This is a genomic window from Pararhodobacter sp. CCB-MM2 (assembly GCF_001691415.1).
GTDB lineage: Bacteria > Pseudomonadota > Alphaproteobacteria > Rhodobacterales > Rhodobacteraceae > Pararhodobacter.
In genome coordinates this window covers 139,727-164,064 of the sequence record NZ_LRRR01000007.1, presented here as the reverse complement: position 1 = coordinate 164,064, position 24,338 = coordinate 139,727, and the positions used below count along the sequence as shown (strand labels likewise).

Here is a 24,338-nt window from a genome sequence, read left to right as displayed (position 1 = left end):
GATCGAAAGGAAGATCGATGAAGTTCCGTTTTCCCATCATCATCATCGACGAGGATTTCCGCTCGGAGAACACCTCGGGTCTGGGTATCCGCGCGCTGGCCTCGGCCATCGAGAGCGAAGGCTTCGAGGTCCTCGGCGTCACCAGCTACGGCGACCTGTCGCAATTCGCCCAGCAGCAGAGCCGCGCCTCGGCCTTCGTGCTGTCGATCGACGACGAGGAATTCACGCCGGGGCCCGAACTGGACCCCGCCGTGCAGCACCTGCGTGACTTCATCGAGGAAGTGCGCTGGAAGAACGCCGACGTGCCGATCTTCCTGCATGGCGAGACCAAGACCTCGCGCCACCTGCCCAACGACATCCTGCGCGAGCTGCACGGCTTCATCCACATGTTCGAGGATACGCCGGATTTCGTCGCCAAGCACATCATCCGCGAGGCCAAGACCTATCTGGAAGCGATCCAGCCGCCGTTCTTCAAGGCGCTCTTGGATTATGCCGAGGACGGTTCCTATTCGTGGCACTGCCCGGGGCATTCGGGGGGCGTCGCCTTCCTGAAATCGCCGATCGGCCAGATGTATCACCAGTTCTACGGTGAGAACATGCTGCGCGCCGACGTCTGCAACGCGGTCGAAGAACTGGGCCAGCTTCTGGACCATAACGGCGCGATTGGCGCGTCCGAGCGCAATGCCGCGCGGATCTTCAATGCCGACCATTGCTTCTTTGTGACGAACGGCACCTCGACCTCGAACAAGATGGTCTGGCACCACACCGTCGCGCCGGGTGACGTGGTGGTCGTCGACCGCAACTGCCACAAGTCGATCCTGCATTCGATCATCATGACCGGCGCGATCCCGGTGTTCCTGAAGCCCACGCGCAACCATTGGGGCATCATCGGGCCGATCCAGAAATCGGAATTCGAGCCCGAGGCGATCAAGGCCAAGATCCGCGCGAACCCGCTGCTCAAGGATTACGACGCCGAGGCCGTGAAGCCCCGGATCATGACCCTGACGCAATCGACCTATGACGGCGTTCTCTACAACACCGAGGTCATCAAGGGCCTCTTGGACGGCTGGGTCGAGAACCTGCACTTCGACGAGGCCTGGCTGCCCCACGCCGCCTTCCACCCGTTCTACGGCACCTATCACGCGATGGGCCGCAAGCGGGGGCGGACGCAGAAATCGGTGACCTACGCCACGCAATCGGTGCACAAGCTGCTGGCCGGCATCAGTCAGGCCAGCCACGTTCTGGTGCAGGACGCCGAGGAGGTGAAGCTCGACCGCCACCTCTTCAACGAGGCGTATCTGATGCACACCTCGACCAGCCCGCAATATTCGATCATCGCGTCCTGCGACGTGGCGGCGGCGATGATGGAGCCGCCGGGCGGCACCGCGCTGGTGGAGGAATCGATCCTCGAATGCCTCGATTTCCGCCGCGCCATGCGCAAGACGGACGAGGAATTCGGCGACGACGATTGGTGGTTCAAGGTCTGGGGCCCCGAGACGCTGGAAGAGGAAGGCATCGGCCGCAACAAGGACTGGGTCCTGCGCCGTACCGACGAGGACGGCGTGCAACTGGCCGATGGCGAGGACAGCTGGCACGGCTTTGGTGACATGGCGCCGGGCTTCAACATGCTGGACCCGATCAAGGCGACGATCATCACGCCGGGCCTGAACATCGACGGCCGGTTCGAGGATTGGGGCATCCCGGCTTCGATCGTCACCAAATATCTGGCCGAACATGGCGTGGTGGTCGAGAAGACCGGGCTCTATTCCTTCTTCATCATGTTCACCATCGGCATCACCAAGGGCCGTTGGAACACGCTGCTGGCCGCCTTGCAGCAGTTCAAGGACGACCTCGACAAGAACCAGCCGCTGTGGCGCGTAATGCCCGAGTTCTGCGCCAAGTTCCCGCGCTACGAGGGCATGGGCCTGCGCGATCTCAGCCAGCATGTGCATGCGCTTTATGCCAAATACGACGTGGCGCGGCTGACGACCGAGATCTACCTGACCGACCACACGCCGGCGATGACGCCGTCGGATGCCTTCGCCCGCATCGCGCAGCGCAAGACCCAGCGCGTGCCGATCGACGAGCTGGAAGGGCGCGTGACCACCAGCCTCGTGACGCCCTACCCGCCGGGCATCCCGCTGCTCATTCCGGGCGAGGTCTTCAACGCGAAGATCGTGGACTACCTGCGCTTCAACCGCGAATTCGCGCGCGAATGTCCGGGCTTCGAGACTGATATCCACGGCCTCGTGCAGGAGAAGGGCGCCGACGGGCAGATCCATCACTTCGCGGATTGCGTGGCCGAGTAACCGGCACCTGCGAAACGAAAAGGGGGCGGAGCCGCATGTCGGCCCCGCCCCCGTTTATTAGATCCGGCCCTTTTCGGGCGGCCTGTGGATCAGGCCTCGCCCCACAGCGCCTCGGCGGTTTTCACCACCAGCTCCAGCTTGCGGCGCTGATCGTCGACGGTCAGGTCATTGCCTTCCTCGGTCGAGGCAAAGCCGCATTGCGGGGCGATGCCCAGCTGGTCCATGTCGACGAATTTCGACGCCGCGTCGAATTGGCGCTTCAGATCGTCGAGGCTTTCCAGCTGCGGGGTCTTGGTGGTGATGAAGCCCGGCAGAACGCGTTTGTTGCCCTTCGGCAGCAGGCGCAGCGGCTCCAGCCCCCCGGCGCGTTCGCTGTCGTATTCCATGAAATAGACATCGACGCTGGTCTGGTTGAAGATCGCATCCGCCGCCGCGTCATAGCCACCCGTCGCCACGAAGGTCGAACGGAAGTTGCCGCGGCACATATGCATGCCGATCAGCATGTCGGCGGGGCGGTCCTTGATCGCCTCTTCCAGCATCCAGGCATATTGCTTGATCAGGCGGTCGGGGGCCTGCCCCATCTGGCGGCGGATCTCGCGCTGGTTCTCATCGCCGAGATAGGCAAAGAAGATGTCATCGAGCTGCAGATAGCGGCAGCCGGCATCGTAGAAGGCCTGCACCGCCTTGCGGTAGGTCTTGGCAATATCGGCCATGAACAGGTCTTGATCGGCATAGGGCGCGTGCTTGTTAGTCGAGGGCGTCACGCGGAAATGCACGGCCGAGGGGCCGGGGATCGAGATCTTCGGGCAGACCTTGGTGTTCTGGGCCACGAACTGGAAATGCTCCAGCATCGGGTGATCGGCCGGGAAGTCGAGCGGGCCGTTGACCTGCGCGATCTGCGTGACCGTGGCGCCCTTGAAGCCCAGCGTGTCCGAGCCGGTCTCGATGATGTCCAGCCCGTCGAGCATGCCCATGAAGTCGTAGTGCCAGAAGGCCCGGCGCGCCTCGCCGTCGGTGACGACCTTGAGGCCGACCTCCTCCTGCATCTTGATCAGCGCGGGGATTTCCCGGTCCTCGATCTCGCGCAGGGCCGCGCCGGTCAGTCCGGCCTTGCGGGCCTCGGCAATCGCGGCCGGGCGCAGCAGGCTGCCGACATGGTCGGCGCGGAACGGGGGGGTGAAATCGGACATGGTCTTCCTCGGTCAATTCCTGTGGGGGCCGGACGGGCCCGGCGCATCCGGCACCTCTCTCCCGCGCCGGACAAGGGGGATATAGGGCGGATCGCCGGGAAAGCCGAGGGTGATCGGGCGAAAGGTCAGTCGCCGCTTGCCGCCAAGCCTTCGCGCATCGCTGTCTCATCCGTGGACAGGCCCGAGAACAGCGTCCAGGCCTGCACGCCTTGGTAGAAGAACAGCTCGTAGCCTGAGATGGTCTGCAGACCGGCGGCCTCGGCGTCATGCAGGAATTGGGTGTCGACGGGGGTGTAGACGGCGTCAAAGGCCCATTCCGCACCCGCCATGGCCGAGGCCGGCAGCGGTGTGCCACCATAGCCGACCATGCCGACCGGGGTGCCGTTGAGAAGACCCTGCGCGCCCTCGGCGGCCTTGGTGGCATCGGTGTCGACGCGGATGGTCACCGATTTGCCCAAGCCCGCCAGATCCTCGGCCAGCGCCTGTGCCTTGGCGGCGTCGCGGTCCACGAGCCGGACCTCGGTCGCGCCCAGCTCGACCAGACCGAAGGCCAGCGCGCGCCCGACGCCGCCGGTGCCGATCAGGCAGCAGATGCCCGGCAGCGCCGCGCCCCGGACCTGCCGGTAGGCCGCCAGAAAGCCCGTATAATCCGTGCTTTGTCCGACCGGGCCGCCCGCGTCGAACAGGACGGTATTCACCGCGCCGATCGCCCGGACCATCGGATCGTCGATGCGGACCTTCTTCGCCGCCAGCTCCTTGTAGGGATAGGTGACGTTGATGCCGCGATAGCCACGCCCGGCGCAGCTGTCGAAGACGGTGTCGAAATCCTCGCCCATGTCGCGCGGGATCAGCCGGTCGTATTGCACCGAGAGGCCGTTCTGCTCCCCGGCGAGGCGGTGCAGCAGGGGCGAGCGCGAGCGTGCGATATTGTCGCCGATGAGGCCCAGTTTGAGGCTCATGAGGCCATTCCTTCCGTTTGAAATCTCTCGACCTGCGCGGCGCGGGCGATAGCCTCGACCACGCCCAGCGAGGCCGCCGCATCCGAGGCCGTCACCAAAGGCACCGCCTGCCCGCGGATCACCGCGGTGAAATGGTCGATCTGCGCGACCAGCGGGTCGATTTGCGTGACCGGCAGCGTCTCGGTCGCCATGGGGGTGAACCAGCTCAACGGGCCATCGGGGCGCCAGATCCGCAGGGACGGCAGCTCCATCGACGCCCGCGTGCCGGAGAGGGTCAGGCAGGATTGGCCGGTCACCGGGTAATCCGGGTTCTCGCCCGCCGTCAGCTCCCACGACCAGGGTGCCGCTGCCGCGTCCGAAACGGAGATGGTCACCAAGGCCCCGCTCTCCATCCGCAACAAGGCGGCGGCGCTGTCCTCGACGGCATGGCCACGCACGGCGTTGGAGGAGAGCGCCTGAACCTCGGCCACCTCGCCCAGCAGGTGACGCAGGGTGTCGACCTCGTGTATCAGGTTGGTCAGGATCGGCCCGGCTCCGGCCTGACGCCGCCAGTCGGGCAGGAAGTAATCGTCGGGCTTGCACAGCAGCACCGAGACATGGGCGGCAATCACCCGGCCCAGCAGCCCCTCGGCCAGCGCCTGTTTCGCGGCGGCGATGCGGGGGTTGTGGCGACGGTGGTGGCCGACGAGGACCGGCACCCCCTCGGCCCCGGCGGCGGCGACCAGTTCGGCGGCCTCGGCGGCGGTGGCGGTCACCGGCTTCTCCACCAGCACCGGCAGGCCGCGCGCGATGCAGCCCAAGGCCTGCGGCAGGTGCAGCCCGGTCGGCGTGGCAAGGATCACACCGCGTGTCTCAGGCGGCAGATCGGCCAGCGAGGTGACATGCGCCACCCCCTGCGCCGAGGCCAGCGCCGCCGCGCCCGGCGCGGGATCGACGATGGCGGCGAGGCGGGCCTTGTCGCTTTGTGCCAGAGCCGCCGCATGCTTGCGGCCGATGGCTCCGGCCCCGACCACGGCGATGGGCAGGCGGGACATGCTCAGGCCTTCCGGCGGCGGATCAGGCGCCAGAGCGGGGTCTGGCTGACGAAGATCAGCACCACGGCCAGCAGCAGCACCGTCGAGAGCGGCGAGTGGAAGATGCCCGAGAAGAAGCGCCCCAGATCCTCGCGTTCCGAGATGATCGCCCGGCGCCAGTTGTCATCGAGCAGTCGCGACAGGATCACGCCGAGGATCACCGGCCCCAGCGGGTAGCCGTAGAGCCGCATGAAATAGCCGAACACGCCGAAGCCGAGCATCCAGTAGACATCGGTGATCGAGTTGTTCACCGCATAGGCGCCGACGATCGACAGCAGCATGATCAGCGGGATCAGCACGGCGCGCGGGATCTCGACGATCTTCACGAAAAGCCGGATGCCGGTCAGGCCGAAGATCAGCATGAAGAAGTTGGCGGTCACCAGCGCGCCGACGATGAACCAGAACATGTCCGGGTGGTCGATCATCAGCATCGGGCCGGGGTTGAGGCCGTGGATGAACAGCGCGCCGATCATGATCGCGGTCACCGCGTCGCCGGGAATGCCCAGCGTCATCATCGGGATGAAGGCCCCGCCCACCGCGGCATTGTTGGCGGATTCGGGCGCCACGAGCCCCTCCATCGCGCCCTCCCCGAAGGGGGTCTCGGGGTTCTTGGTGATGCGCTTCGCGTGGTCGTAGGACATCAGCGCGGCGATGTCGCCGCCAGTGCCGGGCAGCGCGCCGATGATCACGCCGATGAACGAGGTTTGCAGCGACAGCGGCAGGTAGCGCTTGATCGTCCCGAACGAGGGCACGATCCGGCTGATCTTCTGCCGGACGGCCGGGGTGTTGACGTGATGGAGCTGCAGAAGCACCTCCGAGACGCCGAACATGCCGATCATCACCGCGATGAAGTTGATCCCGCCGCGCAGCATCGGCTGGTCGAAGGTGAAGCGCGGGGTGAAGGTCAGCGGGTCCATGCCGACAGAGCCGATGGCAATGCCGAAGGCACCCGCGAAGATGCCTTTCAGGAGCGACCCGGACGACAGCGAGCCCACCAGCAGGATCCCCAGCACCGCCAGCAGCATGTAGTCGCGCGGCTGGAAGCGCAAAGCGAAGCCCGACACGGCGGGCGCGGCAGCGGCCAAGACGAGGATACCGATGAAGCCGCCGAAGAAGGACATGACCGTGGTCACGCCGATGGCCGTCCCGGCCTCGCCCTTCTGCGCCATCGGGTAGCCGTCTAAGGCCGTGGCGATGGCCGAAGGGGCGCCGGGGATATTCAGCAGGATCGCCGTGCGCGAGCCGCCATAGACCCCGCCCATATAGATGCCGATCATCAGCGAGATCGCCGGATAGACGTCCCAAGCGAAGGTGAAGGAGATCAGGATCGACACGGCCATGGTGACCGACAGACCCGGGATCGCGCCGACATAGACGCCGGCGAAGGTGCCCAGACCCACCAGCAACAGAAGCTGCGGCTGGGTGAAGACGGTGAGGAAATCCATCAGCGCGGACATGTCAGGCGCCTCCGTTGAACAGGTCGCGGAAGATCTGAATGATCTCGGCCTCAGGCACGATGCCGGCGGGCATCAGCACGGTGAAGACGATGCGGAAGATCAGCCAGATGCCGATCACGCTGGCCAGTGTGACCACGCCGGTGAAAACAATCGACCGGCCCGACAGGAGCTTGATCGCAATGAACAGGAACAGCGCCGAGGTCGGCAGGAAACCCAGCGGTTTCAACAACAAGGCGTAGCCGATCAGCAGCACGGCCATGGCGATGACCGAGGCCGGGAAGACGGCGATGCGCAGCGTCTCGTCCCCGGTTTTCGGCTGGCGGGCGGTCTTCCACAGGACCAGCAGGGCCGTGACCAGCATCGCCGCCGTGGTCGCCATCGGGATCGCGCCCGGTGAGGACAGGGCGCGGAAACCCGCGATGTCATGGGCGCTGAACAACAGCCCCGCCGAGGCCAGCGCGAGGAAGACGGCGAAGGCCAGCTCGCCGGGGCGGCGGAATTCGGGCAGACCGCCGGGCGTCGCGTCGGACGAGCCCTCGCGGGCGCGGTCGGATTCGGGATCGGGTTGGACAGACATCGGCGCTTCCCTGACGGTGAAGGGGGGACGCGGGACCGGCGGGCGCGCAAAGGCGCGGGGCGGTCGACCGTGCGTCCAAGGAGGGATCCGGCGCGACAGCGGGGCCGCGCCGGATCATTGTCGGATCAGCGGATCACTCGCCCGGACGCGGGATGCCCAGATCAGCCGGGTTGTTCACGGCGAGACCGGCTTCCTGCATCAGCCAGGCGGTGGTCGACTGCCAGGCGGCGAGGAACTCGCGGGCCTCATCGCCCGAGATGTTCATCATCGTGAAGCCGCGGGTATCCATCAGGGCGCGGAAATCCTCGGCCTCGGCGGCTTGGGCATAGGCGGCGGTCAGGGCGGTCACGGCCTCGTCCGGGGTGCCCTCATGCACGAAGACGCCGAAGAACGGGCCCCAGGGCAGATAGGTCGAATAGCCCTCGTTGCCTTCGACGGCAGTGGCGACGTCGGGCAGACGCTCGTTGCGCTCGGTGTCGAAGATCGCCAGCGGCTTCATGGTGCCGGCGCGGATGTTCTCGATCGCGGCGCCCAGAACGGCGGGCATCACGTCGATGGCGCCGCCCTGCAGGGCGGTCAGCGCGGGGCCGTCGCCGTCATAGGGGACGAAGATCACGTCGAGCTCACCCTCGACCGACTGCATCATCGCGGTGATGACCGACGGCAGGCCGCCCGGACCGGTCGAGCCGAAGCGTACCTCGCCCGGATGCTCGGCGATATAGGCCATCAGCTCGGCATAGGTCGAATAGGGCGCGTCGGGACCGGCGACGAGGATCGGCGTGCCGCGGGCCAGCAGGTTGATCGGCACGAATTCCGAATAATCGCGCTCACCCAGACCCATGGTGCGATAGAGCATCGGGTTCTCGGCGCCCATCAGCACGGTGTAGCCGTCAGCCTCGGCATCGGCGACGTAGTTCAGGGCGATGGCGCCCACGGCGCCGGTCATGTTCTGCATCACCACGGTGCCGCCGAGCACTTCCTCGGCATGGGGCGTGACCGACCGCATCACCGTGTCGGTCGAGCCACCGGCCCCCCACTGGATGATGCCCTGAATCTCGCGGCTCGGGTAATCCTGCGCCGAAACGGCGGTTGCTCCGAAAGCCAGCGCCGTCATGGCGCCAAAGACGATAGTACGCATGCTGTCCTCCCAGACGATGTCACATGACCGGGGAATCACCTCTCCAGGCCCCGTCATGGCAAAAGTTTCCCCGTCCGGGACAGTAACGTCAAATGCCCAAAGGTCATCCACCGTAACGTGATGTTATGATGGTCCGAGATCTGGTGGGATAACGTCATGTTACGCCACCGGCGATCAGGGCATTTGACGTTAGCTTGGCGGTTTGGAACCCTTGGGCAAAGCCGGGAGGAGTCCGGCCTGCGTTTGGGGGCGTTATGGGTAGCGATGAGGATGCGTTCGACCTGTTGGTGATCGGCTCGGGCGCCGGCGGGATGTCGGCGGCGGTGACGGCGGCGGCTCTGGGCCTGCGCGTCTGCCTGCTGGAGAAGGAGCGCGTGTTGGGCGGCACCACCGCGTGGTCCGGCGGCTGGATCTGGGCGCCCGGCAACCCGGTTTGCCAGCGGGCCGGCATCGTTGAGGGCCCCGAGGGGCCGCGCAGCTATCTGCAGGCCGTCACCGGCAACCATTTCAACGCCGAGAAGGTCGATGCCTTTCTTGAGGCCGCGCCACGCATGGTCGGCTTCTTCGAGGGCCGCACCGCGCTGCAGTTCGACCCCGGCGCGGCGATCCCGGATACCTATGGCCACCAGCCCGGCGCGGGGATGGGCGGACGCTCGGTCATCGCCAAGCCCTTTGACGGCCGAGGGCTGGGCAAGGCCTTGGCACTGCTGCGGAAACCCCTGCGCGAGACCAGCTTCAACGGGATGACCATTCAGGCTGGCCCCGATCTGCGCGCCTTCATGACCATGACCCGCTCGGCCCGGTCCTTTGCCCATGCGACGAAGCGCGTCCTGCGCCACCAGCGGGACATGCTGCTGCACGGGCGCGGCATGGACCTGCGCAACGGCAATGCGCTGATCGCGCGGCTTTTGCGCTCGGCGCTGGACCTTGGCGTGGCCTTGCGGACCGAGGCCGAGGTGGCAGCACTGATCGAGCAGGATGGCCGCGTGACCGGCGTCCGGCTGGCCGAGGGCGCCGTGCTGACCGCCCGTCATGGCGTCGTGCTGGCGACCGGCGGTTATGGCCACGACGCCAGCCGCCGCGCCGCGACTTTCCCCCGCGATGGCGAGCATCTGTCGCTTGCCGTCCCCTCCGCCCGTGGCGAGGGTCTCGCCTTGGCCGAGGCATTGGGCGCGGCGATGCAGGACGATCTCGCGCGTCCCGCTGCCTTCTGTCCGGTGTCGCGCGTGCGCTGGCCCGATGGGTCCGAAGGCGTGTTCCCGCATATCATAGACCGCGGCAAACCCGGCGTGATCGGCGTTCTGGCTGACGGAAAACGCTTCTGTAACGAAGGCTTGGGCTACCACGATTATGTTGACGCCCTGCTGCGCGCAGTGCCCGAGGGGGAGCCGGCGCGCTCATGGCTGGTCTGCGATCACCGCTTCTTGCGGCGCTATGGCCTCGGGATCGTACGTCCGGCGCCGGTGCCGTTCGGGGCATGGTTGCGCTCGGGCTATCTGAAGCACGGCGGGACGGTGGCCGAGCTGGCGCGGGCCTGCGGCATCGATCCCGAGGGGCTGAGCGCCACCGTCACCGAGTGGAACCGCCACGCCGCGCGGGGCGAGGACCCGGCGTTCGGGCGTGGCACCAGCGCCTACATGCGGCTGCAGGGCGATCCTGAGGTCTCGCCCAACCCCAACGTTGCCCCCTTGGCGCAGGGGCCGTTCTACGCCGTCGAGGTCCAGCCGGGCAGCTTCGGCACCTTCGCGGGTCTGCGCTGCAATGGTCGGGCGCAGGTCTTGCGCGCCGATGGTTCGGTGATCGACGGACTGTTCGCAGCGGGGACCGACAACGCCAGCCCCTTCGGAGGCTTCTATCCGGCCGGGGGCACCACCCTCGGGCCGGCGCTGCCCTTCGGCTTCATCGCGGCCGAAACCGCCGCGGGGGTGCGCGCATGACCCGCCGCGTCTCTGTCGCGCATCTGACCGCGCTGGACCTGCCGCCGCCCGCCTTGATCGAGGCCGCGGCGCGGGTGGGTTTCGACGCGGTGGGCTTGCGGTTGATTCAGGTCACGCCGACCACGCCGGGCTATGCGCTGGACCGCGACGCGGCGATGATGCGGGCGACGAAGGACGCGTTGCGGGTGACCGGGATCGGCGTGCAGGACATTGAATTCGTGAAGATCACGCCCGGCATGGACCAGTCGGCGCTGGAAGGCTTCCTCGATGCCGGGGCGGAGCTGGGTGCCACGCAGGTGATCTGCGCGCCCTATGATCCCGATCTGTCCCGACTGGCCGAATCCCTAGCCGATTTCAGCGCCCGCGCCCGTCAGCGCGGGCTGGGGACGGTGCTGGAGTTCTTCCCGTGGACCGTGGTGCCCGATCTCGCGACGGCGCTGACGGTGACCGAGGGCACCGGGGCCGGTGTCTTGGTGGACAGCCTGCATTTCGACCGCTCGGCCTCGTCTCTGGCGCAGTTGAAGGTGACCGATCCGGCCCGCCTGCCATTCCTGCACCTCTGCGACGCCCCCGTCGCCGCGCCCTATTCGGAAGACCAGCTTCTGCACACCGCGCGGGCCGAGCGTCTGCCGCCCGGCGACGGCCAGATCGACCTTGCGGCGATCCTGCGCGCGATGCCATCCGACGTGCCGGTCGGGCTGGAGGTGCCGATGCTGGCACTGGCGGCGGATCAGGGATCGGAGGCCGTGCTCAAGCGTGTCCATGACGCGGCGCGACGTTTTCTGGCGCGGGCGATCGGCTGACCCTCGCGCAGGGCGCGCAATTCAGGGTTGAGTCCCCCGCGCAAGGCAGGGATACTCCCGGCGTGACGGATGGACCAAGGCCCTGAAGAAATTAGGGGATTACCGGTCGATCCGGGGCCGGCGCAGAATGAGGTCGGCCCGGTCAGCATCGCGGGTTGCAAGGCTCGTTCCAGAACAGGAGTTCCCCATGGCGCGCGCCAGATCCTCGGGCCCCCGGCTGACCTTGCCCTGGGCGGTCTATGCCTTCGTGCTGATCTCGCTTCTGGCCATGAGCGCGGGTGGCGCCTTCGTGGTCTTCACCCGCTCGCAAGGCGTCATCGACGACACGCTCGACAGCGTCGTGCGGGTGCGCACGGTGGCCGCGGCGCAGCTGTTCGCCCGGCGCTTGCACGACGACTGGACCGACCTGCACCATCTGGCCGAGACAGCGGGCGGGCTGGACCGGGCGCCGTTGCAGGCGATGATGGACGGGCTGCGCGGCGATGGCAGCCGGCTGTCGTGGATCGGTTTCGCGGATGTCAGCGGCGTCGTCGTTGATGCGACGGAGGGCATGCTGGAGGGGGCCGATGTCTCCAGCCGGCCATGGTTCACCAATGGCTTGCGCGGCGGATTCGGCGGCGATCTGCACGAGGCGGTGCTGTTGGCCAATCTCTTGCCCAATGAGGGCGACGAGCCGCTGCGCTTCGTCGATCTGGCGACACCGGTCACCAACGCGGAGGGCGATGTGGTCGGCGTCCTCGGCATCCATCTGAACGCGGAATGGGTGGCACAGATGCTGCGCGAGACGGGCGCGGTGCTGGAGATGGAGCTGTTCCTTCTGGGGCCCGGCGGCAATGTCGTCATGGCGCCCGGCGACGACCGCCCGGACCTGTCCGGCCTGTCGGTCTTTGGCGCGGCCCGTACAGGAAGCGTCAGCTCCGGGCGTGAGGTCTGGCCGGACGGGCAGGATTACTTCACCGCGCTGGTGCCCGATGTCGGCTATCGCGACCTTCCGGGCTTCGGCTGGCGCATGGCGGGCCGCATCGAGCCATCCGCCTTCCGGCCGGGCTTTGCCAGCCTGCAACGTGGCGCGATCCTAGCGGGCGGCGTGGCCTTGGCGATCCTGCTGGTGCTGACGGTGATCTTCGTGCGCCTGTTCATGCGGCCGATCAGCCATTTGGCATGGCAGGCCGGGCGCATCGCCGAGGGGGAGCAGATCTTCCCGGAAGAGCAGGCGCTGACACTGGAGGCCGAACAGATCTCGGGCGCCTTGGCGCGCTTGCAGGCCGGCCAGTCCAACCGCGTCTAATCGCGGCCCGAACGGATCGGCAGGAAGCGACGCATGAGGTCGCCGATCAGGGCGCTGGCGCTGACGGCACCCACGCCCGGCTCGTCACCTTCGGCATAGAAGCGGACGAACAGGGCATCACGCTGCGCCGGATCGGGCAACAGCTGCAGGCGCATCGCATCCTTCCCGCGGGAGATGACATGCATCGCCACCAGCCCCGGCACCTCGGGGATCGCCAGCGCGCCCCGCGTCTGCGGCGGGAAGGCCGCGCCCCGCACGCGCACCGTGTCCATCGTCAACGAGGTGATCCAGACCTTGAATTCGGTGTTGTCGACCTGCAGCGCCACCATCTCGGGCTTGTCGGCGACATGGATCTCGCGCCGCGGCAGCTCCACGCAGGCAAGGCAGGTCACGGCCAGCACCAGCAGGTTGTAGACCGTCCAGAACAGGATCACCCATTTGCCGTCGCCCGCATCGTAGAAGGCGAAATTGTCCGAGAAGATGCCCATGCACAGGCCCAGAAGCGTCAGGGCAAAGCCGATGAGGAAGGGCATCATCAGCCGCCACTGGATCACCACCTTCGACCGGTCGCCGCCCTTGGCCGTGACCGAGAACGGCTGACCATGCGGCCGGAACAGGCCGGCAAAGACCGCGCGGGTGATGGGGATCGCGCCCAGAAGCTGGCTCACGTCGTTGAGGATCGGCACCACCATGCCGCGGCTGAGCAGGTTCAGCGACATCAGCACCCAGGCGTAATAGACCGCGAAATACGAGATCACGTCGGTCAGCGCGGCATTCACCACGGTGACGTTGAAGAACCAATAGAGCAGCGGGAAGAAGATCGCGGCCAGCCGGAACGGGAAGGTCGTGCTCCAATACAGGACCGAGTCGACCACCGACCAGCGGTCGCGCAGGCGCAGGGTGTTCTTGGCGAACGGGCCCATTGACGAGCGCGCAATCTGCATCAGCCCCAGACACCAGCGGGCGCGCTGGGTGACGTATTCCTTCAGCCCTTCGGGCGCGAGGCCCTCGGTCAGCGGTTCGGCCAGATAGACGGTTTTCCAGCCCTTGTTCTGCAAGACCAGCGTGAGCATGAAATCCTCGGTCACGCTCTCGGTGTTGAAGCCGCCGACATCGCGCAGCGCCTGCCAGCGGCAGATGGAGGAGGTGCCGCAGCAGAACGAAATCCCCCAGCCATCGCGGGAGGGCTGCATATAGTCGAAGAAGAAGCGCTGCTCGTCGGGATAGGAGGAACCGAGGCCGAAATTATGCTGGATCGGGTCGGGGTTGAAGAAATGCTGCGGGGTCTGCACCAGCCCGACCTGCGGGTCATGGAACAGCGCCAGCGACCGCGAGATGAAGCCCCGGTGCGGCACGAAATCGGCATCCAGAACTGCGATGTAATCGGGCGGCACGGCATCCTCGGCCAGCCGGTCCAGCGCGTGGTTGATGTTGCCCGCCTTCTGACCCTTGTTGTCGGGACGCCGCAGGTAGCGCACGCCCTGCTCCGCGCAGAAATCGCGCAGCCAGTCGCGGCGGCTGTCGTCGCAGACGACGATCTCCTTGTTGGCGTGGCGCAGGGATTTGGAGCCGACGATCGTGCGCTCCAGCACGTCGCGATCCTCGTTATAGGTGGCGATCAGGATGGCGACACGAGGTTCTTCATGGCCCCACCAGCGGGCATGGCTGTTGGCCTCGGCGCTGCGGAGGCTGACGCGTGACAAGATCAGGAAGGCGCTGAGCGAGCCGATCATCGACAGCGCCTCCAGCCCGAACAATGACCAGCTGGCCAGCGCGTCCAGGGTCAGCCCGGCGGGCGCGAGGGTCTCGGTCGCGCGCCACCAGATATAGCGCAGCGCCAACAGGGCGGCGACGCCCAGCAGCAAGGCCCGGTGCAGCGTGCGCCGCTTGTCCATCAGCACCGGCAACAGGCCGGCGATGCCGATCACCAGAAGCACCTGCACGATCGCGGAGCCCAGCTCGGTGAGATGGGGAAAGGGCAGCATGTCAGTCGAACAGGCCGCGCAGCCAGTCCAGCGGGCGGTCATCGAAGAACACCCGCCCGGTACGCCCGATGGCACAGCCGAGTTGCGGATCGGCCGTCAGGGCCGGCACCAGCAGGGTGACGTCGAAGCGTTCGAGATGCCGTTCGCTGGGGGCCACGGCGAGGTGGTTGTAGATCGTTGCCGCCCCGCTGCCCGCCAGCCGGGCCACGGTGCCGCGGTAGACATCGTTGTTGCCCGCCAGCCTGAAGGTCGCGCCCTGCCCCACCCGCAGGCTGTTGTAGATCCGCTCGGTCACCGAAAGGGTGACGATGCTGGAGCCGCAATCGACCAGACGCAGCAAGGGGTCGCCGCGCTGGACATTGACGCCGCTGGCTTCGAGGATCTCCCAATACGCGCCGGTCACGGGGGCCACGATCTCTCCGCCGGTCAGCCCGTTGACGCGCACCCGCTCACGGTTGAGGCGCTGCGTATAGGCGGCCTCGCGCGCCTGCGCCTCGACCAGAGCGTTGCGCAGGCCGGAGAGGACGCTCTCCAGCTCGGTCGCGCGCTGTTCGGCATTGGGGGAATCATTGTAGCCATCGCCAAGGAAGACCCCCTGCTCCGCCGCGCGCAGGGCGATTTCCAGAACCGCCACCCGTTCGCGCGCATGATCGATGACGAGGGGCGTGATCAGCGGCTCCTGCGGCAGGCGGTCGCCGGCATCGTCCAGCAGATCGGCCAGACGTTGCTGCAGCGCGTCCGGCACCTCGCCGCCTTCCAGCAAGGCCAGACGCAGGCGGGCGTGGTCCAGCCGGGTGCGGATCTCGGCCAGTCGTTCGGTATGGAAGATGGCCGTGCGGTCCAGCAGGGCCGCGTGAACCGCCTCGGTCGCGGTCAGATCGGCCGCGATCCGGGCGGTTTCGGCCTGCGCCAGTGCCAGCTCCATCTGCAGGTCGTTCAGGCGGATCTGATCGACGCGCGGATCGGTGATCGAGCCCAGAACCTCCCCCGCCTGTACCCGTGCGCCAAAGGGGCGCTCGGTCAGGGTCAGGTCGCCTGCGGTACCGGCGCGCACGGTGATGACCGGGGCGTTCAGCACGGCATCGGCACTGGCGCCTGACATCTGCTCGCCGATGATGACCCACAGGGCCGCGACGATGAGCACCACGCTAAGGAGCAGGCGAAAGGACTTCATGAAGATCTCCGTGTGAGCCGGATCAGGATCGGGCCGCTGCCGGCCAGTCCCGTCGTTCCTGACGAGCATTTCGGCAATATGTCGCGGCGTTAGGGCTAATCCGCGCCGCCCTCCGCCCGGGCCAGTGCGGCCAGCAGGGCCAAAGTGTCGGGATAATACTCGCCGCTCCGGGTTGCGTCGTCAACCAGAGCGTGTGCTGGCAGGCGACCCTCCGCCCCGTCTTGCGCCAGCGCGGCCACGGCCCGGAAGCCCGCGAGGTCACTTTCCGACAGGACCCGGCCTGCCGCATCGGTGACGCCGGCGACGTGGCCGGGCGCATTGGCCAAGGCGAAGCGCGCGGCGGCCTGCCGGACCGCGGGGTGGTCTGCCCGCCCGGACCACACGAGATAGAGCGGGATGCGCAGCCCGTCCCAGCCGAAGCGGTCGTCATGGCCCTCGGGCGGGGTTACGCCCTCAGGGGTCACGGTGATCCAGTCGCGCAGGGCCAGCGGGTCGCGAAAAAGCGTCTCGCCGTGGTCGGCCGTCCGGATCAGGCGCGGTTGGTCGAAGGCGGCGCTCAGTTCCCGCAAGGCGCGCGGCAGGTAGTAGGACGGGTTCACCAGCACTGCCGTGGGCGACGCGGGGCTTTGATCGGCGGGGTTCAGCAGGTCCTCGCCCGGCGCGCGCGGATCGGGGGCGAGGCAGATGGTCACCAGTGCCCCGGCAATCGCCTGCGCCTTGGCAGCATGACCCGCCCAATCGGAATCGCGGGACGCGCGCAGCAGGGCCCAGCCACGCAGCAGATCGCCATCGGTTGCATTGCGCCAATCCCGAACCTCGCCGTCCTGCCAGCGCCAGGCCATCAAGGCATCCTGCCGGGTGGCGAGGTGGCGGAGGGTCCAAAGCTCGATCGCCTCGAAGGCGTCGCGGTCGCCGAAGGCTTGCGCCAGCAGCAGGGCATAGGCCTGCCCCTCGGAATGGGTGATGCCGCCCTGCCCCGGATCGACCACACGCCCGTTGGACCGCAGAAACCGCGCTTTCCATTGATCCCACCGGCTCAGCAGGACCGACGGGACCTGCGCCTGCGCCATCGGCCCCGCCAGCACGAGGCCGGCAAGAACACAGCGGCGGGAGAGACGGGACATTCAGGGACGTGTCATGGCTTGGGCAGCCTTGATCCTGCCATGCCGCGCAGGGCCGCGAAAGGGGGGCGGATCGGCGGTTGCTCGCCTTTAGGTCGAAAACCCGTTGCGCCCGGCGGCCGGTCAGGCGAGATTTGCCGGGAGGGCCGCGCCGGCCTTTGGAGACAGCCGTGACCCCTTCGACGCCCCGCGCCCTGCGCCCTGCCCTGCTCGCCCTTGCGGCGATGGCGGCTTTGACGGGCGCGCCGGCCCATGCGGATGGCGAGTTCGTTCAGGCGGATTACGGCGACGAGGCGCAATCGATCACCGCGACGATCCAGCGCGACCGGGTGACGGCGTCGCTGGGCTGGTCCGGCTATGTCGGCGGCCATGCGACGGCCCTGTGGGTGAACTACGGCTTTCAGGTCGATGGCCCGACGTGGTTCCGGCTGGGCCCGTCCCTGCGCGTCGATCAGGCCGGGGTCACCGAAGCCGGTGTGCGCATGGCGTTGGAGCGGTTCACGATGACCGACACGCGCACCCTGTTCCTGCTGGCCGATGCCAATACCATCCAGCACGAGTTCCAGATCCTTGGCCAACTGGGGCATATCCCGACCGGTCTGGCGGCAGAGCTCAGCTACCAGGGCAACGATCAGGGCTTCCGCGAGACGACACTGGCGGGCAGCTACCGTTTGGGTGACAGCCCGTTCCGGCTGCGCGCGGGCTATCGCTTCAACGCGCAAGAGGCCTTCATCGGCTTCTCGATCAACACGTTCTGAGCGGTTGCCGATCTGACCGTGGGTCCGCGGGCCTCAGCCGAAGGGGTCGATCAGCACCTTGCATTGGGTGGTGCGCTGGCGGAGGGCCTCGAAGGCCTCAGGCGCCGTATCGAGCCCGACTACATCCGACACGAGGTGCTGCGGCGCGAAGCGTCCCTTGTCCAGCGCGTCGATCGAGGTGCGGAATTCGTGCATGTCGAAGAACACCGACATGATGATCACCACCTCTTTCGAGATCGCGCGGAAGCTGTCCAGCCGGTCGGTGCCCGTGCAAAGTCCCAGCACGCAGACCGTGCCGCGCGGCCGCACGAGGTCGATGCAATGATCGATCAGCCCCACCTTGCCCACGCATTCGAACACGATGTCCGGCGGGCCGCCGCAGGCCTCGGCTACGCGCTGCGCCATCTCCGGCCCCGATTGCACGAAGGCCGTGGCGCCGAGGCTGCCGGCGCGCTCCTCCTGATGGCGGTGCAAATCCGCCGCAACCACGGCCTGCGCCCCAAGCCTGCGTGCCCAGTAAACCACGGCGAGGCCAATCGCTCCCGCGCCCACCACCAGCACCCGGTCGCCCGGCTTCATGCCGGACCGCATGACCCCGTGCAGCGCCACGGCCAAGGGCTCGGCCAGCGCGCCATCGGCCAGCGAGACATCCACCGGCATCTTGCGCAGCTGATGATGCGCCAGGGCCGTGAACTCGCCATAGCCACCGCCGATCAGCGTCATGCCGTTCTCGCACCACGCGGGCTGACCGGCCCGGCAGGCGGGGCAATGGCCGCACCCCCGGATCGGCGCGGCGGCGACCAGATCGCCGGGCTTCAGCGTCGTGACCTCGCGCCCGACCTCCAGCACCTCGCCCGCGAATTCATGGCCGATCACCTCGCCGCCCTGCAGGCCGAAGGTCTGATCCTCGGTCATGTGCAGGTCGCTGCCGCAGATGCCGCAGCGGCAGATCTTCAGCACCACCTCATCCGCACCACAGGTCGGATCGGCCACATCCGCCTTCCGCAGCGGTTGCCCGAAGGCATCGAACACCAGCGCCTTCATGCCTTTTCTCCCTCAAGCCGGATCAGGCGCCGCCGTGTCGGGAACCATGGGGCCTCGACCCATTTCGACCACATCCCCCAGATGCCGCCCCGGAAATACAGCGCGCAGGTGAGGGTCAGCAGGCCCAGCACGATCAGGTAGCTTGCGCCGTATTCGCCGAACCAGCGGTCGGCGAAGAAGTAGATCACCGCGCCGATGATGACCCCCTCGAGGCTGCCGATGCCGCCGACCATGACGATGAAGATCGCAAGGTTCGCCCAGTTCGCGTCAAAGGCGGACGGCGGGGTGATGCGCAGCTGGGCCATGAAATAGACGGCGCCCGCGAAGCCCGTGCCCACTGCCGTGGCGATGAAGATCAAGAGTTTCAGCCGCCCCACATCGACGCCCTGACTGGCCGCCGCGATCGGGTTGTCGCGCATCGCCGTCAGCGCGATCCCGTAGCGCGAGCGCAGGAGCAGGTAGCTGCCGCCCAAGGTCACCAGCAGCAGCGCCGCCGCCAGCAGGGACGAGGCCACCGCCCGCTCATGCGCCGAGAATTGCGTCATCACCCGCAGGCTCATGCCCGCGCCGCCGTTCAGCATCGGCATGTTGGTGGCGATGAGGCGCAGGGCCTCGGCCACGACCCAGGTGCCGATGGCGAAATACGCGCCCTCCAGCCGGTGCAAGAGGCCATAGATCGGCACGGCCAGGATCGCGGGGGCGATCAGGCTGAGGAACACGGCAAGGAACGGGTTTACACCGAAGGTCTGGGCGAGGACGAACATCGCATAGGCGGCGACGCCGACAAAGGATTGCTGCCCGACCGAGACGACCCCGCCATAGCCCGCCAGCATGTTCCACATCTGCGCGACGGCGATATAGCAGGCCAGCGTCACCACGTCCCGGATCAACCCCTGCGAGGCCCACCACGGCATGGCGCAGATCCCCAAGAGGGCCGCCGCGAAGATGATCAGCGCCACCCGACCCGAGAGGGTCATGCGCGCGACTCGATAGTTGCTCATGACGGCCCCCTCAGGCTTTGCGCTGGAAGATGCCTTGCGGGCGGATCGCCAGCACGGCCAGAAACACGAGGTGCCCGGCAAGGATGCCGAAACCCGGAGAGATGCGGAACCCGATCGCCTGACTGATCCCGAGGATCATCGCCCCGGCGAAGGCGCCCCAGATCGAGCCCAAACCGCCGATGATGACCGCCTCGAAGGCATAGATCAGCTGGAACGGGCCATCGGCCGGCGCCACGGTGGACCGCATGGCCTGAAAAGTCGCCGCAAAGCCGAGGATGCCGACGGCAATCGCGGTCGCGGCGGCATAGACGTTGCGCGGGTTGACGCCGACCATCGCCGCGGCCTCGACATCCGCGGAGGCCGCGCGCAGGGACCGGCCGAAGCGGGTGTATCGCATCACGGCGTCCAGCCCCCCGGTCAAAACGGTCGCGCAGATCAGCACGATCAGCGGCAGCACGCCCACGAAGATCGGCCCCAGCGCGATCGAGGCCTGCTGGATCCCCCCGCCCGAGAGCGAGCGCGTATCCGCTGACCAGATCACCAACATGGCGTTCTGCAGGGCGATGGACAGCCCGAAAGTGGCGATGAGCGAGGGCAGCGGGTCATCCCCCACCACCCGGTTCAAGAGCGCGCGCTGCAGCAGCCAGCCAAGCGCCGCGCCGATCGGCACCAGCGTCGCCAGCACGGCCCAGGGGCCCAGCCCCGCGACATTGGCCAGCGAAATGCCGATCAGCGCCAGCAGCACGACCAGATCGCCATGCGTGACGTTGACGATCTTCATCACGCCGAACATCAGCGCCATGCCGAGCGCGTATTGCGCGTAAAGGCCGCCCAGAAGGACGCCTTGGACGATGCCGTCAATCCAGTGCATGGCTGGCTCCGAAATAGGCGGTCGAGATCGCGTCACGGCTGATCTCGGCCGAACTGCCGTGCAGGGTCACGCGCCCTTCCAGCAGACAGTACAGACGATGCGAGGCGCGCTGCGCGAGGCCGACATCCTGTTCGACCAAGACCAGCGCGGTGCCATTCGCGGTGATTTCCGGCAGGGCCGCGTAAATCTCGCGCACCACCTTGGGCGCGAGGCCCAGACTGATCTCATCGCACAGAAGGATGCGCGGCTGGGCCAGCAATCCTCGCCCGATGGAGACCATCTGCTGCTGTCCGCCGGACAGGTTCTCGACGGGCGTGCGGGATTTCTCCTTCAGGATCGGGAAGAGCGTATAGACGCGCTCCAGCGTCCAGGGCTCGGCCACGGGTTTGGCCGCGTGTTCGCTGGCGACGCGTAGGTTCTCCTCGACGCTCATGCCGGTGAACAGGCGACGTCCTTCGGGCACGATGGCCAGCCCCTCGCGCACCATGCGATGCGGGGCGCGGCCGCCGACCGGCTGGCCGTCGAGCCGGATCATCTCGGGCGCGACGGGCAGAAGGCCCATGATCGCGCGCAGAAGGGTGGACTTGCCCGCGCCGTTCGCGCCGATCAGCGCAACCGTCTCGCCGGCATTCACACTGAGGTCGATCCCGTGCAGGGCGCGCATATCGCCATAGCCGGCGATCAACCCGTGGGTGGACAGAAGGGGCGTCATGCCTCGACTCCCATATAGACGCGCTTGACGTCCGGGTCCTCGATCACGGCGGCGGGCAGGCCCTCGGCGATCTTCTCGCCGAAGTTCAAGACCATCAGCCTGTCGGCCACGGCGAAAAGGGCGTGCAGGACGTGTTCGATCCAGACGATCGTGGTGCCGCCATCACGGATGCGGCGGATCAGGGCGACCAGCGCCTTGCCCTCGTCATCCGTCAGGCCCCCGGCGATCTCATCGAGCAGCAGCAGATCCGGTTTCGAGGCCAGCGCCCGCGCCAGTTCCAGCCGCTTGCGGTCCAGAAGCGTCAGCGAGCCGGCCTCGGTATTGGCGCGGGGGGCCAATTCGCACTCCTCGAGGATCTGCGCGCAATGGGCATAGGCCTGCGCCTCGGTCATGCCGCCGCCGAAGGTCGCGGCGACGAGCAGGTTTTCAAACGTGGTCATGCCCGCATAGGGACGCGGGATCTGATAGGTACGCCCGATGCCGGCCCGCGCGCGGCGGAACGGGGGGCCGGCCAAAGGCCGACCCCGGAAACGGATCTCTCCCGCATGGTCGCGGATATCGCCGCTGACGAGGTTGAACAGCGTGGTCTTGCCTGCCCCATTGGGGCCCAGGATGCCCAGAACCTCGCCCTGCCGGACCTCGAAATCGAGATCGTGCAGAACCCGGACCGCCCCGAAGGACTTGCCCAGCCCGCGCGCCACCAAAAGCGGCGCGCTGTCTCCGTTTCTTTCCATCGTCTTATGACCTCAGACCGACCAGGGCAGCGGCACCATCGCCTGTTCCGGTTCGAACAGGGGATTGACGGTGTTGTCCACGATCTTCAGCTCGAACGGCCAGCGTTCTCCGCGCACCCACTGGCCGCCGAAGATCGGCGTGGTGGAGACGTTGGGATGCGGCCCGGTGCCGAAATCCACCGGCCCGATCAGCGTCTGCATCGAGGTGGCGCGCAGGGCGTCGCGGTTGGCTTCGCGGTCCAGCGGGTTGGTCGAGCGTTTCAGCGCGTCGATCGCCACTTCCCAGATCGCATGGCTGTAGCCCAGAGGCTGCGTCCACTGGCGACCGGTTTCGGCCTCCCATGCGTCGGCGACGGCGCGGCTGTTCTGGCCGGTGATCGACGATTGGAACGGGAAGGCGGGCGTCCACCAGACCTCGGACGACATGCCGACGCCCAGATCCCCCAGCGCCTCGATCCCCGAGGGGAACAGCAGCGCGGCGGCGACGGTGATCGCCTTGGGGTGGAAGCCCTGCTGCGCGCATTGGTTCACGAAGGTGGTCAGGTCGTCCACATAAGTGATACCGCCGACGATATCCGCGTTGAACGATTTGAACGACGAGATGATCGACGAGAAATCGTTGGTGCGCGGCTGGAAGAAGCCCGGCATGTTGGTCTGGAAACCGGCCGCTTGCGTCGGCGAGGGCAGGCCGTAATCGGTATTGCCCCAGGTCTCGCCATCGGCGTTCTGCGGGAACAGCATGCCGACGTTGCGGTTGGTCTCGAGGCTGTTCCACAGGCCCACGAAGGTGTTCAGCGCCTCGTCGAGACCCCAGAAGAAGTGGTAGGTCCACTGGAACGGCTGTTCCGCCCCGCCGCGCGGGAAGACGATCGCCTGCCAAGGGGCCGCCGTCGACAGACAGGGCACGCCGAACAGCTCGGCCTGATCGGCGGCGGGATTGATGATGTCGGTGGTCGACGCGGGCAGCAGCATGTGCACCTCGTCGTTCAGGATCAGATCCGCGGCGACTTCGGCTGCCCGGTTCGGGTCCGATTGGCCATCGCGCACCAGGATCTCCAGATCATAGGTGCCGGCGGCCGTTTCGATCCGACCGCCGAGCGCGTCGCGGATCTGATCGACGGTGAAGCCGTCGGTCTCGCCGAACAGCGCGAGCGGGCCGGTGGCTGGCGTGATGAAACCCACCTTCACCGTGCCGGCGCTTTGCGCACGGACGATCGAGGGGGCGGACAGGGCGGCCACGCTGGCCCCCATGCCCTGCAAAATGGTGCGCCGCGAGGGCGTCCAGATCTTCTGCTTGCTCATTCCATTTCCTCCCTGGGAAAAAGCAATTGCCTTGGCAATGCACGGGTCCTCTCCGCCCCGTGCGGTGGTCGCGGATCACCCCCTGAGGGAGGACCCGCCGTCGATCGTCATCTGCGCCCCGGTCACGTAGCCCGAAGCGGGTGAGGCGAGATAGAGCGCCAATCCCTTGATCTCGTCGGGATCGGCGATGCGGCCCAGCAGCGACTGCGCCTCGAACGCGGCGCGGTCGGCGGGGTTCTTCAGCCGCCCGCCGCCGATATTGGTGACGAAGGGCCCGGGGGAGATGCAGTTGACCAGAATCCCGAAGGCGCCAAGTTCCATCGCCGCGTTGCGGACCAGATGGTCCACGCCGGCCTTGGCGGGCATGTAGGGCGTGCCGACGAAACTCTCGTTCACCCGTGCCGCGACCGAGGAGGTGACGATGATCCGCCCGCCCCCCGTCTGCTTCATGTGCCGCGCCGCATGGCGGATGGTCGAGAAGACAGCGTTCAGATTGACGTCGATCACCCGGTCCCAATGATCCTCGGGCATCGCGTCGATCTGGCCGTGGGGATCGCGCTCGCCTTCGGGCGTCAGGAAGCCCGGACCGGCATCGACGCCGGCATTGGCGAAGACCACGTCGATGCGCCCGTGCCTTTCGGCCACCGCGTCGAAGGCAGCGGCAAGCGCTGGCCGGTCGCTGACATCGAGCGGATGCCCCCAGACTGTGCCGGGCCAGCCCATCGCGGCGATCTCGGCCACGGTGCGTCCCAGCCCCTCCGCATTGAGATCCAGCACGCAGACATGTGCGCCCATCTCGACCATGATCTCGGCATAGGCCCGTCCAATGCCCGAGGCCCCGCCGGTCACGATCACCGACTTGCCTGCCACATCGAACATCGTCTCAAGGGACATGCGCGTTCTCC

General features: G+C 67.2%; 21 protein-coding genes. 5 read left to right on the top strand and 16 right to left on the bottom strand.

What is annotated here, in order from left to right:
* Positions 1-17 precede the first annotated feature (17 nt).
* On the top strand, positions 18-2,309 hold the full coding sequence (locus tag BCY78_RS10215; protein ID WP_068301005.1) for an arginine/lysine/ornithine decarboxylase: 2,292 nt from the start codon (positions 18-20) through the stop codon (positions 2,307-2,309).
* An 89-nt stretch (positions 2,310-2,398) separates the two neighbouring features.
* Here BCY78_RS10215 and BCY78_RS10210 read toward each other — a convergent pair whose 3' ends face one another.
* The 6 genes from BCY78_RS10210 to BCY78_RS10185 form a co-directional block, all read right to left on the bottom strand.
* Positions 2,399-3,499, bottom strand: coding sequence for a 5-methyltetrahydropteroyltriglutamate--homocysteine S-methyltransferase (locus tag BCY78_RS10210; RefSeq protein WP_068301004.1), 1,101 nt, complete (start codon positions 3,497-3,499; stop codon positions 2,399-2,401).
* A 125-nt stretch (positions 3,500-3,624) separates the two neighbouring features.
* The gene (locus BCY78_RS10205; protein WP_068301002.1) at positions 3,625-4,458 is read right to left on the bottom strand and encodes a shikimate dehydrogenase; all 834 of its coding nucleotides are present in this window, start codon (positions 4,456-4,458) and stop codon (positions 3,625-3,627) included.
* Positions 4,455-5,492, bottom strand: coding sequence for a Gfo/Idh/MocA family protein (locus tag BCY78_RS10200; protein WP_068300999.1), 1,038 nt, complete (start codon positions 5,490-5,492; stop codon positions 4,455-4,457). The genes BCY78_RS10205 and BCY78_RS10200 overlap by 4 nt, the downstream gene beginning before the upstream one ends.
* A 2-nt stretch (positions 5,493-5,494) precedes the next feature.
* Positions 5,495-6,988, bottom strand: coding sequence for a tripartite tricarboxylate transporter permease (locus BCY78_RS10195; protein WP_068300998.1), 1,494 nt, complete (start codon positions 6,986-6,988; stop codon positions 5,495-5,497).
* Position 6,989: 1 nt separating this feature from the next.
* Entirely contained in the window at positions 6,990-7,565 is a 576-nt protein-coding gene (locus BCY78_RS10190; RefSeq protein ID WP_068300997.1) for a tripartite tricarboxylate transporter TctB family protein, read from the bottom strand.
* A gap of 133 nt (positions 7,566-7,698) precedes the next feature.
* Complete coding sequence (locus BCY78_RS10185; RefSeq protein WP_068300994.1) at positions 7,699-8,703, bottom strand: tripartite tricarboxylate transporter substrate binding protein; 1,005 nt, start codon at positions 8,701-8,703, stop codon at positions 7,699-7,701.
* Positions 8,704-8,957: 254 nt separating this feature from the next.
* Here BCY78_RS10185 and BCY78_RS10180 point away from each other — a divergent pair, with 254 nt between their 5' ends.
* The 3 genes from BCY78_RS10180 to BCY78_RS10170 all read left to right on the top strand — a co-directional run bounded on the left by BCY78_RS10180 (position 8,958) and on the right by BCY78_RS10170 (position 12,731).
* Entirely contained in the window at positions 8,958-10,640 is a 1,683-nt protein-coding gene (locus BCY78_RS10180) for an FAD-dependent oxidoreductase (RefSeq protein ID WP_068300992.1), read from the top strand.
* Entirely contained in the window at positions 10,637-11,443 is an 807-nt protein-coding gene (locus BCY78_RS10175; RefSeq protein ID WP_068300989.1) for a sugar phosphate isomerase/epimerase, read from the top strand. Before BCY78_RS10180 ends, BCY78_RS10175 begins: the two co-directional genes overlap by 4 nt.
* A 187-nt stretch (positions 11,444-11,630) precedes the next feature.
* Positions 11,631-12,731: a cache domain-containing protein gene (locus BCY78_RS10170; RefSeq protein ID WP_068300987.1), complete on the top strand. Its 1,101-nt coding sequence runs from the start codon at positions 11,631-11,633 to the stop codon at positions 12,729-12,731.
* On the opposite strand, the gene BCY78_RS10165 is transcribed toward BCY78_RS10170, so the two are convergent.
* From BCY78_RS10165 to BCY78_RS10155, 3 genes are all read right to left on the bottom strand, one after another.
* Positions 12,728-14,758: a glycosyltransferase gene (locus BCY78_RS10165; protein WP_233499380.1), complete on the bottom strand. Its 2,031-nt coding sequence runs from the start codon at positions 14,756-14,758 to the stop codon at positions 12,728-12,730. The two genes, BCY78_RS10170 and BCY78_RS10165, sit on opposite strands and share 4 nt — an antisense overlap.
* Positions 14,718-15,890 carry an HlyD family secretion protein gene (locus BCY78_RS10160; RefSeq protein WP_068300981.1) on the bottom strand — a complete coding sequence of 391 codons (1,173 nt, stop codon included), beginning with the start codon at positions 15,888-15,890 and terminating at the stop codon, positions 14,718-14,720. Before BCY78_RS10160 ends, BCY78_RS10165 begins: the two co-directional genes overlap by 41 nt.
* Positions 15,891-15,985: 95 nt before the next feature.
* Complete coding sequence (locus tag BCY78_RS10155; protein WP_083194945.1) at positions 15,986-17,014, bottom strand: glycosyl hydrolase family 8; 1,029 nt, start codon at positions 17,012-17,014, stop codon at positions 15,986-15,988.
* Positions 17,015-17,181: 167 nt separating this feature from the next.
* Between BCY78_RS10155 and BCY78_RS10150 the strand changes: the two genes are divergently transcribed.
* Positions 17,182-17,769, top strand: a complete 588-nt coding sequence (locus tag BCY78_RS10150; RefSeq protein ID WP_068300978.1) for a hypothetical protein — start codon at positions 17,182-17,184, stop codon at positions 17,767-17,769.
* A 33-nt stretch (positions 17,770-17,802) separates the two neighbouring features.
* Here the strand turns inward: BCY78_RS10150 and BCY78_RS10145 are convergent, their stop codons facing one another.
* The 7 genes from BCY78_RS10145 to BCY78_RS10115 form a co-directional block, all read right to left on the bottom strand.
* On the bottom strand, positions 17,803-18,813 hold the full coding sequence (locus BCY78_RS10145) for a zinc-binding dehydrogenase (protein ID WP_068300975.1): 1,011 nt from the start codon (positions 18,811-18,813) through the stop codon (positions 17,803-17,805).
* Positions 18,810-19,814, bottom strand: coding sequence for a branched-chain amino acid ABC transporter permease (locus BCY78_RS10140; RefSeq protein ID WP_068300973.1), 1,005 nt, complete (start codon positions 19,812-19,814; stop codon positions 18,810-18,812). Before BCY78_RS10140 ends, BCY78_RS10145 begins: the two co-directional genes overlap by 4 nt.
* Before the next feature lie 10 nt (positions 19,815-19,824).
* Positions 19,825-20,685, bottom strand: a complete 861-nt coding sequence (locus tag BCY78_RS10135) for a branched-chain amino acid ABC transporter permease (protein WP_068300971.1) — start codon at positions 20,683-20,685, stop codon at positions 19,825-19,827.
* Positions 20,672-21,397, bottom strand: a complete 726-nt coding sequence (locus tag BCY78_RS10130) for an ABC transporter ATP-binding protein (protein ID WP_068300970.1) — start codon at positions 21,395-21,397, stop codon at positions 20,672-20,674. Before BCY78_RS10130 ends, BCY78_RS10135 begins: the two co-directional genes overlap by 14 nt.
* The gene (locus tag BCY78_RS10125; protein ID WP_068300969.1) at positions 21,394-22,131 is read right to left on the bottom strand and encodes an ABC transporter ATP-binding protein; all 738 of its coding nucleotides are present in this window, start codon (positions 22,129-22,131) and stop codon (positions 21,394-21,396) included. The genes BCY78_RS10130 and BCY78_RS10125 overlap by 4 nt, the downstream gene beginning before the upstream one ends.
* A 12-nt stretch (positions 22,132-22,143) precedes the next feature.
* Positions 22,144-23,433: an ABC transporter substrate-binding protein gene (locus tag BCY78_RS10120; RefSeq protein ID WP_068300967.1), complete on the bottom strand. Its 1,290-nt coding sequence runs from the start codon at positions 23,431-23,433 to the stop codon at positions 22,144-22,146.
* 75 nt (positions 23,434-23,508) lie between these two features.
* Complete coding sequence (locus tag BCY78_RS10115; RefSeq protein WP_068300961.1) at positions 23,509-24,327, bottom strand: SDR family NAD(P)-dependent oxidoreductase; 819 nt, start codon at positions 24,325-24,327, stop codon at positions 23,509-23,511.
* Between the last annotated feature and the right edge of the window lie 11 nt (positions 24,328-24,338).

Bases quoted from the DNA above. Each gene is read 5' to 3' on its own strand.
- BCY78_RS10120 (WP_068300967.1), bottom strand. From the start codon at position 23,433: ATGAGCAAGCAGAAGATCTGGACGCCCTCGCGGCGCACCATTTTGCAG.
- BCY78_RS10190 (WP_068300997.1), bottom strand. From the start codon at position 7,565: ATGTCTGTCCAACCCGATCCCGAATCCGACCGCGCCCGCGAGGGCTCG.
- BCY78_RS10185 (WP_068300994.1), bottom strand. From the start codon at position 8,703: ATGCGTACTATCGTCTTTGGCGCCATGACGGCGCTGGCTTTCGGAGCA.
- BCY78_RS10180 (WP_068300992.1), top strand. From the start codon at position 8,958: ATGGGTAGCGATGAGGATGCGTTCGACCTGTTGGTGATCGGCTCGGGC.
- BCY78_RS10215 (WP_068301005.1), top strand. From the start codon at position 18: ATGAAGTTCCGTTTTCCCATCATCATCATCGACGAGGATTTCCGCTCG.
- BCY78_RS10170 (WP_068300987.1), top strand. From the start codon at position 11,631: ATGGCGCGCGCCAGATCCTCGGGCCCCCGGCTGACCTTGCCCTGGGCG.
- BCY78_RS10175 (WP_068300989.1), top strand. From the start codon at position 10,637: ATGACCCGCCGCGTCTCTGTCGCGCATCTGACCGCGCTGGACCTGCCG.
- BCY78_RS10130 (WP_068300970.1), bottom strand. From the start codon at position 21,397: ATGACGCCCCTTCTGTCCACCCACGGGTTGATCGCCGGCTATGGCGAT.
- BCY78_RS10165 (WP_233499380.1), bottom strand. From the start codon at position 14,758: ATGACCGCCCGCTGGACTGGCTGCGCGGCCTGTTCGACTGACATGCTG.
- BCY78_RS10200 (WP_068300999.1), bottom strand. From the start codon at position 5,492: ATGTCCCGCCTGCCCATCGCCGTGGTCGGGGCCGGAGCCATCGGCCGC.
- BCY78_RS10145 (WP_068300975.1), bottom strand. From the start codon at position 18,813: ATGAAGGCGCTGGTGTTCGATGCCTTCGGGCAACCGCTGCGGAAGGCG.
- BCY78_RS10135 (WP_068300971.1), bottom strand. From the start codon at position 20,685: ATGCACTGGATTGACGGCATCGTCCAAGGCGTCCTTCTGGGCGGCCTT.
- BCY78_RS10155 (WP_083194945.1), bottom strand. From the start codon at position 17,014: ATGTCCCGTCTCTCCCGCCGCTGTGTTCTTGCCGGCCTCGTGCTGGCG.
- BCY78_RS10195 (WP_068300998.1), bottom strand. From the start codon at position 6,988: ATGTCCGCGCTGATGGATTTCCTCACCGTCTTCACCCAGCCGCAGCTT.
- BCY78_RS10125 (WP_068300969.1), bottom strand. From the start codon at position 22,131: ATGGAAAGAAACGGAGACAGCGCGCCGCTTTTGGTGGCGCGCGGGCTG.
- BCY78_RS10115 (WP_068300961.1), bottom strand. From the start codon at position 24,327: ATGTCCCTTGAGACGATGTTCGATGTGGCAGGCAAGTCGGTGATCGTG.
- BCY78_RS10160 (WP_068300981.1), bottom strand. From the start codon at position 15,890: ATGAAGTCCTTTCGCCTGCTCCTTAGCGTGGTGCTCATCGTCGCGGCC.
- BCY78_RS10205 (WP_068301002.1), bottom strand. From the start codon at position 4,458: ATGAGCCTCAAACTGGGCCTCATCGGCGACAATATCGCACGCTCGCGC.
- BCY78_RS10210 (WP_068301004.1), bottom strand. From the start codon at position 3,499: ATGTCCGATTTCACCCCCCCGTTCCGCGCCGACCATGTCGGCAGCCTG.
- BCY78_RS10140 (WP_068300973.1), bottom strand. From the start codon at position 19,814: ATGAGCAACTATCGAGTCGCGCGCATGACCCTCTCGGGTCGGGTGGCG.